The sequence below is a fragment of the Streptomyces sp. NPDC006691 genome, from assembly GCF_042869955.1.
Taxonomy (GTDB): Bacteria; Actinomycetota; Actinomycetes; order Streptomycetales; family Streptomycetaceae; genus Streptomyces.
Genome location: NZ_JBIAGW010000020.1, coordinates 1 through 13,352, shown reverse-complemented (window position 1 = coordinate 13,352; position 13,352 = coordinate 1). Strand labels below are relative to the sequence as shown.

Here is a 13,352-nt window from a genome sequence, read left to right as displayed (position 1 = left end):
TCAGCTACCTTTCCACCAAACATTTGTTAGGTCAGGAAGGTAGCAGCGGATGGAGCTGGCCGGGAAGGCAGTCGTCGTGACCGGTGGCACCCGGGGCGTGGGCGCGGGAATCGCGAGGGCCTTCCTCGCGGCGGGCGCCGACGTCGTGGTGTGCGCCCGCAGGCCGCCCGACGAACCGGTCGAACTGGGCGGCCGGCAGGCCGAGTTCCGCCCGCTCGACCTGCGCGAGGGCGCCGCCGTGCGGGACTTCTTCGCCGGTGTCGCGGCGGACCGCGGACGTCTGGACGTCCTGGTCAACAACGCGGGCGGCACGCCCTACCGGCTGCTCGACGAGGGCGAGGCCGAGCGGCACGCACGGGTCGTCGAGCTGAACCTGGTGGCCCCGCTCACCGCGTCCCTGGCCGCCCGGCCGTTCCTGCGGGCAGCGCACGGCTCGGTCGTGATGATCGGCAGCGTCAGCGGGGGGCGTCCCTCGCCGGGGACGGCCGCGTACGGCGCGGCGAAGGCGGGCCTGGAGGGCCTCGCCCGCTCGATGGCGGTCGAGTGGGCGCCCGAGGTGCGCGTCAACACGCTGGTGCTCGGAATGGTCCGCACCGAACTGAGCGCGCTGCACTACGGCGACGCGGCAGGCGTCGCGCGGGTCGGCGCGACCGTGCCGCTGGGGCGGCTGGCCGAGCCCGAGGAGGTCGGCGCGGCCGCCGTCTTCCTCGCGTCGCCCGGCGCGGCCTACATCAGCGGCGCCTCCCTGCTCGTCCACGGCGGCGGCGAACGCCCCGCCTTCCTGGACGCCGCCACGGTCAACCGACGTGATCAACAAGGCTGAGGAGAACGGAAGATGAGCGGACTGTGCGAGGGGCGGGTCGTGGTCGTGACCGGTGCGGGGCGGGGGCTCGGCCGGGCGCACGCGCTGGCGTTCGCGGAGCAGGGCGCGCGGGTCGTCGTCAACGACCTGGGGGTGTCCCTGGACGGCGGGGGCAGCAGTGCCGGCCCCGCGCAGGCGGTGGTGGACGAGATCCGCGCGGCGGGCGGCGAGGCGGTGGCGCACGGGGGAGACATCGCCACGACCGAAGGCGCGGCCTCGCTGGTCCGCGCGGCGGTCGAGGAGTTCGGCGCGCTGCACACCCTGGTCAACAACGCCGGGTTCCTGCGCGACCGGACGCTGGTCAACCTCGACGAGGACGACTGGGACGCGGTGATGCGCGTCCACCTCAAGGGACACTTCCTGCCCCTGAAGCACGCCGCCTCGTACTGGCGCGCCGAGGCGAAGGCGGGGCGCGAGATCGCGGCGCGGGTGGTCAACACCAGTTCCGGAGCGGGTCTGCTGGGCTCGGTCGGGCAGGGCAACTACAGCGCCGCGAAGGCCGGGATCGTGGGACTCACCCTGGTGGCCGCGGCCGAGATGGGCCGCTACGGCGTCCAGGTCAACGCGATCGCTCCGGCGGCCCGCACCCGGATGACCGAGGGGACCTTCGCCGAGACCATGGCCGCACCGGACGACGCGGACGCCTTCGACGCGATGGCCCCGGAGAACGTCTCGCCCCTCGTGGTCTGGCTGGGCTCGGCCGCGAGCGAGGGCGTCACCGGCCGGGTCTTCGAGGCGGAGGCGGGCCGCATCACCGTGATGGAGGGCTGGCGGCCGGGTCCGGCCAGCGACAAGGGCTCCCGCTGGACCCCGCGCGAGGCGGGTGAGGCGGCCCTGAAGCTCCTCGCGCGGTCGCGGACTCCGGGGGTGGTGTACGGGACCCGTTAGGCATCCGCCCGCGGTCCCGGCGCGTCCCGACGGGGAGCGGACGATCTTGGGTTGCGGGCGCCTTAACCGCCCGTGGCCCCTTCGTTACGCGTCCGCCGGATCGGGTTAACAGGTGGGAAAATCAGCCGAGTTGGCGTTGACGCGTCCTGCTCTACGCGCGTCATCATGGCGGACATGACGATCCCCCCACGCTTCAAAGCCCTCGGCGGAGCCCTCGCCGTCGCCGCCGCCCTCCTCGCCGGCCCCGTCGCCGGCACCGCGTCGGCCACCCCCACGGCCGTCACCGCCGACGCCGCCTCCCAGTCCGTGACCTCGGTCGGCAGCGTCTGCTACTCCGCACTGCCCTCACAGGCGCACGACACCCTGCACCTCATCGACCAGGGCGGCCCGTTCCCGTACTCCCAGGACGGCGTCGTCTTCCAGAACCGCGAGGGCGTACTGCCCCAGCAGAGCAGCGGCTACTACCACGAGTACACCGTGATCACCCCGGGCGCGCCGACGCGCGGCACCCGCCGGATCATCACGGGCGAGAAGTCCCAGGAGGACTACTACACCGCCGACCACTACGCCACGTTCCGACTGGTCGACTTCGGCTGCTGACACGGCACTTCACCGCACCGGAAACCCGCGCTCCCCTCCCCGGGGGCGCGGGTTTTCGGCTGTCCACCTCTCGGCCACCGCCGCGTCACCCCCGGCTGCCAGGCTCGACCCGTCCGAAGTTGTCTGTACAACTTTGCCGAATCCGGCAGGAGACCACCATGCGCCACCCCGTCTGGCTGCGCGACAACTGCCCCTGCACCCGGTGCAGGGACCCGCGCAACGGCCAGAAGCTCTTCCAGATCACCGAGCTCCCGGCGGCACTCGCCATCGCCGCCGAGCGCGCGGTGCACACCCCCGACGGAACCCCGGCACGCGAGATCGTCTGGGCCCCGGACGGGCACGTCTCGGTCTACGAGCAGGCCTGGCTCGACGAACCCGCCGGGCCGGGCGGCGACGGCCGCACCGAGGACACCAAGGACCTGTGGGCCGCCTCCGACCTGCACGGCCGGCTCCCCGAGGCCGACTGGGACGCCTACACGGCCGACCCCCGCGTGCGGGCCCGCGCCCTGGAACAGGTCGTGCGGCTCGGCTTCGTGCTGCTGCGTGACGTACCGCGGCGCGACCGCCAAGTCCTCACCGTGGCACGGACGTTCGGCTACGTCCGCGAGACGAACTACGGCGAACTCTTCGAGGTCCGGGTCGCGGCCGACCCCAACAACCTCGCCTTCACCGGCGCCCGCATCACCCCGCACACCGACAACCCCTACCGCGACCCGGTGCCCACCCTCCAGCTCCTGCACTGCCTGGCCAACGACGCCCGCGGCGGCGACTCGGGGCTCGTCGACGGCTTCCGGGCCGCGGCCCTGCTGCGCGAGGAGTCACCCGCCGACTTCGACGTGCTGACCGGCACCCCGGTCCCGTTCGCGTTCGCGGACGCGCACACCGAGCTGCGCGCCGACCGGCCGCTGATCGCCACCGACCCGCTCGGCCGGATCCGCGAGATCCGCTTCAACAACCGGTCCATCGCGACGCTCCGCTACGCGCCCGAGCGGCTCGACGCGTTCTACGCCGCCTATCGCCGGTTCGGCGAGATCCTGCTGCGGCCGGAGCTCCAGCTCGACTTCCGCCTCGCGCCCGGCGACTGCCTCGTCTTCGACAACACCCGGCTGCTGCACGCCCGTACGGCCTTCGAGGAGTCCGGGCAACGCCACCTCCAGGGCACCTACGCCGACCTCGACGGCCTCGCCTCGACGCTCGCCGTGCTGCGCCGCGAGGAGGCCGCCGCGTGAACCCGCTCGACCGGCTCGCGGACCTCTTCGACGGCGAGGGCAGCGCCGAATACCTCGGCGAGGCCGTCACCCAGGCCCAGCACATGCTCCAGGCCGGGGCGCTCGCCGAGGAGGCGGGCGCACCCGCCCACCTGGTGGCGGCGGCCCTGCTGCACGACATCGGACACTTCCACGGCGCCGTCACCGGACGCGACCTGATGGAGGGCGGCCACGACAACCGGCACAGCCACACCGGCGCGGACTGGCTGGCGCGGTTCTTCGGGCCCGAGGTCACCGAACCCGTACGGCTGCACGTCGCCGCCAAGCGCTATCTGTGCACCGTGGAACCCGGCTACTTCGCCCTGCTGTCCGAGGCGTCCGTGCACACCCTCCAGGTGCAGGGCGGCCCCATGTCTCCCGAGCAGGCCCACGAGTTCGCGGCGCACCCGGGTGCCAGGGACGCCGTCGCCGTGCGGCGCTGGGACGAACAGGCCAAGGACCCGGACCGCGAGACCCCCGGCTTCGAGCACTTCAGGCCGCTGCTCGCAGGCCTCCTGAAGCCGGACCACGCGGCGGCCTGAACGGGCCGGACGCGCCCGGCCCGGTGAGGAGTGAGCCCCCGCCGGCCCAGCAGCCGCCGCCGGTCCGGCAGCCCCGGCCCGGAAGCGCCGGCTCAGTCCTCGCCGAGCCGGCGCCCGAGCGCACTGGTCGCCGTCGAGTTGTGCACCGTGAACGCCACCGTCCCCGGCAGATAGCGGTCCTCGGACCACTCCACCGGCGTGCCCGCCGGGTCCGTGGAGCGGCGGCGTTCGCGCAGCAGCGCCTGCCCGGCCGGGCAGCCGAGCAGCTCGGCGTCGTCCGGGTCCGCCGGCGTCACGTCGATGGTGTGATGGGCGTCGGTGAACAGGACGCCGTGCAGCTCCAGTTGCTCGGAGTGCGACACCGCGTCCACCGGCAGCGCGGCGACCAGCGCACCGATCCGCTCCGGGTACGCGGTGCGCTCCACCATCACCGGAGCACCGGAGAGCGTACGCACCCGGCGCACCCTGAACACACGTGCTCCCAGCGGCACTTGGAGGTGGTGCGCCTCCTCCTCGGTGGCCCGCGCCGGATCGACGGCCACGGTGCGCCCACCGGGCTCCTCACCCAGCGAACGGGCCCAGCGCGAGAACGACCTGAGCTCCGCGAAGCTCTGCAGCCGGGCCGCCCCGCCCAGAACCACCCGCCGGGCGCCGCGCCGCGAGGTCACCAGGCCGTCCGCGCGCAGCGCCGCGAGCGCTTGGCGGACCGTGCCCCGGGACACGCCGTAGCGGCGGGCGAGTTCGTCCTCGGCGGGCAGCCGCGCGCCCGAACCGTACTCGCCCGCCGCTATGGCGGTCCGCAGATCCCCGGCCACTTTCCGGTAGAGCGGCGACTTGCTGGACACTCCGTCCCCCTCAACTGGCAATCAGCGAGCGGAGCAAGGAGAGGTCCGCCTCCTCCAGACTAGTCACCACCGTCCGTCCCCGGGCGGGCGCGATGGGCTCCACCGACGGCACCGCGAGCACCGCGCAGCCCGCCGCCTCCGCCGAGGCGACGCCCGTCGCGGTGTCCTCCACCGCCACACAGCGCGCCGGATCCGCGCCGAGCGCCGCGGCCGCCGCCAGATACGGGTCCGGCGCGGGCTTGGTGCGCTCGGTGTCCTCGGCCCCGTACACCGCGTCGAAGCGGTGGCCGTCGAGCGAGGTCGCCACCCGGCGCACGATCGCCCGCGGCGACGCCGACACCAGGGCGGTCCGCACCCCCGACTCCCGCAGCGCGCGCAGGAGTTGGAGAGCGCCGGGCCGCGGCTCGGCGCCGTCCGCGAGACGCGCGGTGAAGTCCGCGCCCAGCTCGTCGGCCAGGTGCTCGCGCGAGGCGCCGAGGAAGGCGTGCAGCAGCTCGGCGGTGTCCTCCACCGAGCGCCCGTACACCGACCGGCGCCGCTCGCCGGCCAGGGTGCGTCCGTGGCGGGCCGCGACCCGCTCGACCACCTCGACCCAGGCCTCCTCGGTGTCGACGAGGGTGCCGTCCATGTCGAACAGGACGGCGCGCAGCCCGCTCATGCCGCCTCACCGGCCGCGAGCACGGGCCGCCGCTGCGGTGCGACGGTGACGCGGGCGCCCGCGCCGAAGGAACCGGCGGCGTGCGAGGGCAGATCGGCCTTGACCTCGGTACCGTCCGCGAGGCGCACCGACAGGCGGGTGCTCGCGCCGTGGAAGGCGCTGCTGAGCACCGTGTCCGGGCCGCCCTCCGTCACCTCCAGGGCCTCCGGGCGCAGCAGGAACACCGTGCCGGTCGCCGGGCCGTCCACCGGCAGGCGTACGCCGAGCACCTCGGCCAGGCCGTCGGAGGTGACCGTGCCCGGGATCCGGTTCATCGTCCCGATGAAGGACGCCACGAACGCGGTCGCCGGACGGTCGTACAACTCGGCCGGGGCGGCGCACTGTTCGAGGCGTCCGCCGCGCATCACCGCGACCCTGTCGGCCATCGACAGGGCCTCCTCCTGGTCGTGGGTGACGAATACCGTCGTGATGCCGAGTTCCAGCTGGAGCCGTCGGATCTCCTCGCGCAGCTGGACGCGGACCTTGGCGTCCAGCGCCGAGAGCGGCTCGTCCAGGAGCAGCAGCCTCGGCCGGAGGGCGAGCGCGCGGGCCAGCGCGACGCGCTGCTGCTGGCCGCCGGACAGCTGGTGCGGGAAGCGGCCGCCGTGCTCGGGCAGACCGACGAGCTCCAGCAACTCGGCCGCCCGGGAGCGCCGTTGGGCTGCGGGCACTTTGCGCATCCGCATCCCGAACGCCACGTTGTCGGCCGCGCTCAGGTGCGGGAAGAGGCTGTAGGACTGGAACACCATCCCGGTGTCGCGCCGGTTGGCCGGCACCGGCACGATGTCCTCCCCGTCGAGCAGCACCTCGCCCGCCTCGGGCCGCTCGAAGCCCGCGAGGACGCGGAGCGCGGTGGTCTTGCCGCAGCCGGACGGGCCGAGCAGCGCCAGGAGTTCACCGGGCGCGACGTCGAGGTCGAGCCCGTCGAGGGCCACGGTCGGCCCGAACGTGCGGCGCAGGCCACGGATCGTGAGGGCGGTGCCGGTGCGCGGCGGTGCGGTGGTCATCAGACGGCTTCCTTCTTACGAGTCGTGCGGGTGCCGCGGAGGATGCGGATGCGGCCGGTGCGGCCGTCCCGGGTGCGGGCGAGGCCGGTCAGGACCAGCAGCAGCCCCCAGGTCAGCAGCAGGCTGAGCAGCGAAACCGCCACCGACAGCTGGGCGTTGGCGCCGGAGGCCTGCACGATCCACACCGCGAACGGCTGGAACCCGAGCAGCGAGGCCACCGTGAACTCGCCGAGCACCAGGGCGAGCGCCAGGAACGAGGCGTTGAGCAGCGCGGTGCGCAGATTGGGCAGCACGACCGCGAACAGCGCCCGCGGCCAGGAAGCCCCCAGATCGCGGGCCGCCTCCACCAGGGTGCGCACATCCACCGCTCGCAAACCCGCGTCAAGGGAGCGGTACACGAACGGCAGGGCCATCACCACGTACGCGAAGACCAGGACCAGCGGGAACGCCGGGTTCTGGATCGCCACGAACGTCTCGTACAGCGGCGTCGTCGCCAAATGGTCCGGTCCCCACTTCAGGACCGTGCCCAGACCCGCGACCAGGGCGACCGGCGGCACCACCAGCGGCAGCGTGCACACCACGTCGAGTACCGCCCGCAGCCGCCCCGAGCCGGACAGCCGCACCGCGAGCGCGGCGGGCAGTGTCAGGAGCAGGGCGAGCGCCACCGTGGCCAGCGCGAGCCCCAGCGACCTGAGCAGGGCCGCGGTGAACCCGTCGGCGCCGAAGATCTGCGTGTACGAGTCCAGCGTGAAGCCCTGCCCGGGCACGTCCACCGTGAACACCAGGGAGGCGAGCAGCGGCACCGCGAAGTAGGCCCCGGCGATCAGCAGGACCGCGCCGCGCCACGGGCGCAGGGGATGCGTCAGGCGAGCCATCGGGCGCTCCTTCGCTGGAGGGGCAGATGGACGGCCATCACCAGGAGCGCGACGATCACCATGTCGAGGCTGAGCGCCAGCGCCACGTTCTCCTGGCCCACCAGCACGTTGCCGGACAGCGCGTCCGCGATCTGCAGGGTGACCAGCGGCACCGAACTGCCCACCATCGAGGCGGCCGTGGCGTACGCGGCGAACGCGCTGCCGAACAGCAGCACGAAGCCGCCGAGCAGCGTGGGCAGCAGCACCGGGATGCCGACGTGGCGCCAGTACTGCCAGGCGTTCGCCCCGCTGTTCTGGGCGGTCTCGCGCCACTGCGGGCGCAGCCCGTCCAGGGCCGGCGCCACGGTGAGCACCATCAGCGGGATGAGGAAGTACAGATAGGTCAGGGCGAGCCCCCAGAAGCTGTAGAGGCTCCAGCCGTGGTCGGCCAGACCCAGCTTGGTGGTCAGGACGCCCGCGTTGCCGAGCGTGGCGACGAACGCGAAGGCGAGCGGCACCCCGCCGAAGTTGGCGAGCACGCCCGATGCGGTGAGCACGGCCTCGCGCAGCGCCCTGCCGCGCGAGGTGACGACGGCCTGCGCGAGCAGCAGCCCGAGCACGGCCGCGATGGCGGCCGTGGTGGCCGCGAGCTTCACACTGCCGAGCAGGGCCGTCCAGTAGGCGCCGTGCACGGTCTGGCTGAGATTGCCGAGCCCGTACGAGCCGTCGACGGACAGCGCGCCGTTCAGCATGGCGAGGGCCGGCAGCCCGAAGGCGAGCGCGACGAAGGCGAGCAGCGGCAGCGCGGCGAGCCAGGCGCCGGGGCCCCTGCGGCCCCGGCGTTCCTTCGGCCGCTCAACTGCCTTGGTCGCAGCGGGCGTTGAGGTGGTGGTGGCGACAGTCATGATGGAGTGATCAGCCCGAGATCGCCTTGGCCCAGCCGCCGGCGAGGGCGGTCTTCGCCTTGGAGTTCTGCGCCTCGGTGGGGAAGGCGGGGGTGCCGGAGACCTGCGGGAGCTTGGCGGCGGCGGCCTTGTCGAGCGTGCCGTCCTTGTCCAGGGCGGCCATGAGCGCCGGGCGGGCGTAGCCCTTCAGCCACAGGTTCTGGCCCTCGGCCGAGTACAGGTACTCCTGCCACAGGCGGGCGGCCGCCGGATGCGGGGCGTCCTTGTTGATGGCCTGCGAGTAGTACTGGGCGTAGACGCCGTCGGAGGGCACCGCGGTCTTCCAGTCCAGGCCCTTGCTCTTGAACTGGTCGGCGTAGCCGGCGTTCAGATAGTCCCAGTCGATGCTGATCGGGGTCTCGCCCTTCTCGACCGTGGCCGGAGTGGACTCCACCGGGTTGTAGTTCCCGGCCTTCTTCAGCTTGGCGAAGAAGTCGAGGCCGGGCTGGATGTCGTCCAGCGAGCCGCCGTTGGCGAGGGAGGCCGCGTACACCCCGGCGAAGGCCGAACCGGACTTGGTGGGGTTGCCGTTGAGCGCGACCTGGCCCTTGTACTCGGGCTTGAGCAGATCGGCGAAGGTCGTCGGGCAGACCTTGACGCGGCCCGCGTCGCAGCCGATGGAGACATAGCCGCCGTAGTCGTTGAACCAGCGGCCCTGCGGGTCCTTCTGGGCCGCGGGGATCTTGTCGAAGCCCGCGACCTTGTACGGGGCGGTCAGGCCCTGCTCGCCCGCGGACTGCGCGAAGGAGGCGCCGAGGTCGAGGACGTCGGGGGCGCGGTCCTGGCCCTTGCGGGTCTTGACGGCGTTGATCTCGTCGGCGCTGGCCCCGTCCGGGTTCTCGACGGACACCTTCACGCCGTACTTCTTCTGGAAGCCGTCGATGATCGCGCCGTAGTTGGCCCAGTCGCGGGGGATGGCGATCGCGTTCAGCGTGCCCTCCTTCTTCGCGGCGGCGACCAGGGCGTCCATGCCGCCCGCGTCCTGGAGGGAAGTGGCGGCCGCGAGGCTCCTGCCGCCCTTGCCGCCCTTGCCGGCGTCGGCCGCGGCGCTGGACGCCCCGGACTTGGCGCCGCAGGCGGCGAGGGCGAACGCGGAGGCGGCCAGGGTCACGGCGAGGCCTGCGGTGCGTATGCGGGGGGCGATCACGGGAGCTCCAAGTTGTACGGACAACTGTTGTACAGACAACTCCATTACGAAGGGGGTGGGTGTCTGGCCGGTTAACGCCGGGCGGCCGGGGCGATGCGGTTGGCGGGCGGGGCGTTCTCCCACCCTCCCGTCCGTTGCCCGGCGTTGCCTGGCTCCGGCCCCCTGGGGGCTGCCGGACGGGCTGAAATGCCCCGATGCGGGCCGGCAGCGGTACGGAGAGGGGCGCGGGGAACTGCGCGAACGGCCCCGCACGGTCCGCAGTCGACGCACTGTCCCCCGGAGGGTCTCGGGAAGGGGCGGGGTGGGGGAAAACCCGGGGGCGCGGGGAACTGCGCGACCAGAGGGACACGGCCTCGCACGCCGCGGGGGCCCGCAAGCGCCCAGGACGCCGCACGGCCCCGCACGGGCCCCGCCTCCGCAGGGGCCCCGCCTCCGCACGGGCCCTGCACCCCGCAAGCGCCCCCGCCCCCCCCCGCGAGGGACTACGTGTCGCACTCCAGGACCGTGCGGCACAAGCCGCAGCGGGCCCGGACCCGGCCCCGGACCGGCACCCGGATCCGCTGGCAGCAGGTCGGGCAGGGGAAGCGGACCCGCAGCCCGTCCGAGCCGGGCTCGAAGGCGTAGGGGGAGCCGGGGTCCGCCCAGGCTCCGCCGTGCTCCTGGGCGTGGCGGCGGTCCTTGGCGTAGCGCCGCCGGCCCGACCAGCCCGCCGCGGTCAGCGGGGGCTGCTGCCCGTCCCGGCGGGCCAGGGCCGCACCCGCCGTGTACGCGGGACAGGCCTGCGGGCTGGTGAACCAGGGCGAGGGGTCCTCGCCGAACAGCTCCGCCCGCTTCGCCAGGACGTACCCGAACTCCTCCGGGGTGAGGTAACCCAGCTTCTGGCTGGTCAACGCGTCCTCACGGAACGCGTCGAGCAGCAGCCAGCCCGCCCCCAGATACGTCGTCACGGTGTCGGTGAGGATCTCGTTGTCACGCGTCCCCGGGAACGACAGGTCCAGGCGGTGCAGCAGCACATGCGTGATCTCGTGCGCCAGCGCGGCCCCGATGTCACGGCGATGCCCGCGGAACCGGTCGTTCAGCTCGATGAAGTACTCGGGCCCGGCGGCCAGTTCGACGCTCGCCGCGTGCTCCATCTCGCGAAAGCCCACGACCATCCGGGCATCCGGCAGACGCAGGTGCTGGACCAGTGCACGGGCCACCCGCTGAGCGCCCAGATGCAGGTCGTCGTGGTCGGCGAAGGCCACATCGACGGGCAGCACGCTCGTCGCGTACCCGTGCAGCCCGTCGTAGGAGAGCCGCCGGTGCAGTGCGGTGATGGCCGCGCGCACGGTGGCCAGGTGCGGATAGCCGTGCACCACCGGGCTCGACGCGACGCCCACGCTGCCACCCCCGTTCCGGACCACGGACCGGATTCCACTGTAAGGGGGCTGCCCGCGCGGGGGACCGTCCGTGCAAAGGGACCCCCGGCACTCGCCCCGTCCCGGCCGGGCGCCCCGCATTTGCGGGCCTCCGGCCGAACCTGGTCATATAGGGGCATGTCGATCACAGTGGTCATCGCGGACGACCAGGAAATGGTCCGGACAGGGTTCCGCATGATCCTGGAGAGCAGGTCCGACATCGAGGTCCTCGCCGACGTCGTCGACGGGCACGCCGCCCTCGAAGCCGTCGAGCGCCTCCAGCCCGACGTGCTGCTCCTCGACATCCGCATGCCCGGCCTCGACGGTCTCGAAGTCACCCGCCGCCTGGCCGGCCGCGAGCGCCCCCGCATCGTCATCTGCACCACCTTCGACCTCGACGAATACGTCCACGCGGCCCTGCACGGCGGTGCCTCCGGATTCCTCCTCAAGGACGCCAGCCCCGAAATGCTCGTCGAAGCGGTGCGCGCCGCGGCCGCCGGGGACTCCCTCGTCTCGCCCGCCATCACCGTGCGGCTCCTGAAGGAACTCGCCACCGCCCGCCCCGCCGACGGCGTACGCCAACCCACCGAGCCGCTCACCGAACGCGAGCGCGACGTCGTACGCTGCCTCGCCCGCGGCGCCACCAACGCGGAGATCGCCGCCGAGCTGTACGTCTCCCTGTCCACCGTGAAGACCCACCTCGCCAACGTCCAGGGCAAGCTCGGCGCCCGCAACCGCGTCGAGATCGCCGCCTGGGCCTGGGAGAGCGGACTGGCCACGAGCGCCGCGTGAGGCAGACATGAGCCCCCTGCGCGGCTGGTTGCGCCGCGATCCCTGGGCCGCGCGCGTGAGGCAGACGTGAGCCCCCTGCGCGGCTGGTTGCGCCGCCACCCTCGGGCCGCCGCCTGCGCCCGCCCGCTGCTCGCCGCCCTCCTCGTCGCCCTCGTCACCTACGAAGGCGTGGCGCTGGCCCGCCAGCCCACCCGGCCGCACGCCATCGTGTGGTGCGCCGGGATCGTGGTGTGCCTGTGCGCGGTGCCATGGGCCAGGGTCCCGCTGGTCCCGCGTGCCTGGACCGCGGCCGCCGTCAGCTGGACCGCGACCGCGCTGCTCCTCGCCGACCGCCCCCAGGCTGTCTGGGGCATGGGCGAGGCGATCGCCCTGTTGGTGCTGCTTTCCTCCGTCCTGCTGTACGCACCCGCCCGCACAGCCGCCGTCCTCGGCCCGGTCCTCGGCCTCGGCTGCGTGGCCGCCCCGGTACGCGACGCCGATCCCGGCCGGTTCACCCTGCTGTTCGCGGTCCTCGCCGTGGTGGTCAGCGCGTTCTCGCTCCTGATGCGCGCCCAGTCGGGCCAGCGCGTGCGCGACCTGGAGGCCGTACGCACCGCCGAACGCCTCGAACTCGCCCGAGAACTCCACGACTTGATCGCCCACCATGTCACCGGCATCGTCGTGCAGGCCCAGGCCGCCCGCTTCACCGCTCTCTCCGGCGACCGCGCCGCCGAGTCCTTCGCCCGCATCGAGGAGGCCGGCGGCGAGGCGCTCGGCGCGATGCGGCGCCTCGTGCGGGTGCTGCGCGAGGGCGACCCCGAGACCGAGCCGGTCGCCGGGATCGCCCAGGTCCGCGAACTCGCCGCCCGCTTCTCCCGGGCCGGGCCCCCGGCCGTCCTGTACGTCGAGGCGGGCCTGGAGGAGCGGCTGCCCGGGGACGCGGCGGCCCTCGCGCACCGCGTGGTGCGCGAAGCGCTGACCAACGTCCGCAAGCACGCGGCCGACGCGACGGCCGTACGCATCGGCATCCGCACCATGGGCGACGGCCTCGAAGTGCGGGTCTCCGACGACGGCTCCAGCGCGGCCGCCCTCGCGGAGCAGGCCCGCGGCGGCGGCTTCGGCCTGGCGGGCCTGACGGAACGCGTCACCGCGATGGGCGGCGCCCTCGCCACCGGTCCCGCGCCCGAGGGCGGCTGGCAGGTCACGGCGACCCTCCCCTTGGACGCCGCCCAATAGCCCGGCCTGCCGCGAGGGCCGTGCGCGGCGTTTCCCCGCGCCCCTGTAGGTGCTCCTGAATGTCTTGGTGCTGGCCGGCGTGGGGTACTTCAGCCCGTCTGGCGGATCGGTACGGGCCGGTGGAGGCATCTCCAGCCCGTTCGGCTGATCGGTACGGGCCCGCATCGGGCATCTTCAGCCCGTCATGGGGGTCCCCCCTGGCCCTTAAGGCCTTGGGGGAGATTGAGGACGAGCGCCCTTAAGGCGCGATACGGGGTCCGGGGCGGAGCCCCGAACCGGGGTGCAGGGGGCGCAGCCCCCTGCGGGGGTCCGAGG

14 protein-coding genes are annotated in these 13,352 nt (G+C 73.6%); 7 read left to right on the top strand and 7 right to left on the bottom strand.

The genetic code is table 11. The annotated features are described in order from the left end of the window. The first annotated feature begins 49 nt into the window (after positions 1-49). The 5 genes from ACFYNP_RS31495 to ACFYNP_RS31475 all read left to right on the top strand — a co-directional run bounded on the left by ACFYNP_RS31495 (position 50) and on the right by ACFYNP_RS31475 (position 4,139). On the top strand, positions 50-823 hold the full coding sequence (locus tag ACFYNP_RS31495) for an SDR family oxidoreductase (protein ID WP_388415315.1): 774 nt from the start codon (positions 50-52) through the stop codon (positions 821-823). Positions 824-835: 12 nt separating this feature from the next. Further along, entirely contained in the window at positions 836-1,750 is a 915-nt protein-coding gene (locus ACFYNP_RS31490; RefSeq protein ID WP_388790306.1) for an SDR family oxidoreductase, read from the top strand. A 174-nt stretch (positions 1,751-1,924) separates the two neighbouring features. Next, positions 1,925-2,350: a ribonuclease domain-containing protein gene (locus ACFYNP_RS31485; RefSeq protein WP_388790303.1), complete on the top strand. Its 426-nt coding sequence runs from the start codon at positions 1,925-1,927 to the stop codon at positions 2,348-2,350. A gap of 158 nt (positions 2,351-2,508) precedes the next feature. After that, positions 2,509-3,579 carry a TauD/TfdA family dioxygenase gene (locus ACFYNP_RS31480; protein ID WP_388790299.1) on the top strand — a complete coding sequence of 357 codons (1,071 nt, stop codon included), beginning with the start codon at positions 2,509-2,511 and terminating at the stop codon, positions 3,577-3,579. Continuing rightward, entirely contained in the window at positions 3,576-4,139 is a 564-nt protein-coding gene (locus ACFYNP_RS31475) for a phosphonate degradation HD-domain oxygenase (RefSeq protein WP_388415327.1), read from the top strand. Before ACFYNP_RS31480 ends, ACFYNP_RS31475 begins: the two co-directional genes overlap by 4 nt. 92 nt (positions 4,140-4,231) lie before the next feature. Here ACFYNP_RS31475 and ACFYNP_RS31470 read toward each other — a convergent pair whose 3' ends face one another. The 7 genes from ACFYNP_RS31470 to ACFYNP_RS31440 all read right to left on the bottom strand — a co-directional run bounded on the left by ACFYNP_RS31470 (position 4,232) and on the right by ACFYNP_RS31440 (position 10,991). Next, positions 4,232-4,984 carry a GntR family transcriptional regulator gene (locus ACFYNP_RS31470; RefSeq protein ID WP_388790296.1) on the bottom strand — a complete coding sequence of 251 codons (753 nt, stop codon included), beginning with the start codon at positions 4,982-4,984 and terminating at the stop codon, positions 4,232-4,234. A 10-nt stretch (positions 4,985-4,994) separates the two neighbouring features. Continuing rightward, positions 4,995-5,642 carry an HAD family hydrolase gene (locus ACFYNP_RS31465; protein WP_388415331.1) on the bottom strand — a complete coding sequence of 216 codons (648 nt, stop codon included), beginning with the start codon at positions 5,640-5,642 and terminating at the stop codon, positions 4,995-4,997. Continuing rightward, positions 5,639-6,688 (bottom strand): ABC transporter ATP-binding protein, encoded by a 1,050-nt coding sequence (locus ACFYNP_RS31460; protein WP_388790293.1) that lies wholly within the window; start codon positions 6,686-6,688, stop codon positions 5,639-5,641. The genes ACFYNP_RS31465 and ACFYNP_RS31460 overlap by 4 nt, the downstream gene beginning before the upstream one ends. Further along, entirely contained in the window at positions 6,688-7,563 is an 876-nt protein-coding gene (locus ACFYNP_RS31455) for an ABC transporter permease (protein ID WP_388790290.1), read from the bottom strand. Before ACFYNP_RS31455 ends, ACFYNP_RS31460 begins: the two co-directional genes overlap by 1 nt. Further along, complete coding sequence (locus ACFYNP_RS31450; RefSeq protein ID WP_388790287.1) at positions 7,551-8,447, bottom strand: ABC transporter permease; 897 nt, start codon at positions 8,445-8,447, stop codon at positions 7,551-7,553. The genes ACFYNP_RS31455 and ACFYNP_RS31450 overlap by 13 nt, the downstream gene beginning before the upstream one ends. A gap of 10 nt (positions 8,448-8,457) precedes the next feature. Next, positions 8,458-9,678 (bottom strand): ABC transporter substrate-binding protein, encoded by a 1,221-nt coding sequence (locus tag ACFYNP_RS31445; protein ID WP_388790285.1) that lies wholly within the window; start codon positions 9,676-9,678, stop codon positions 8,458-8,460. A 437-nt stretch (positions 9,679-10,115) separates the two neighbouring features. Then, entirely contained in the window at positions 10,116-10,991 is an 876-nt protein-coding gene (locus tag ACFYNP_RS31440) for a hypothetical protein (protein WP_388790469.1), read from the bottom strand. A 177-nt stretch (positions 10,992-11,168) separates the two neighbouring features. Here ACFYNP_RS31440 and ACFYNP_RS31435 point away from each other — a divergent pair, with 177 nt between their 5' ends. Then, positions 11,169-11,822 carry a response regulator gene (locus ACFYNP_RS31435; protein ID WP_388415347.1) on the top strand — a complete coding sequence of 218 codons (654 nt, stop codon included), beginning with the start codon at positions 11,169-11,171 and terminating at the stop codon, positions 11,820-11,822. A 66-nt stretch (positions 11,823-11,888) separates the two neighbouring features. Continuing rightward, complete coding sequence (locus tag ACFYNP_RS31430) at positions 11,889-13,037, top strand: sensor histidine kinase (protein WP_388790282.1); 1,149 nt, start codon at positions 11,889-11,891, stop codon at positions 13,035-13,037. Positions 13,038-13,352 lie beyond the last annotated feature (315 nt).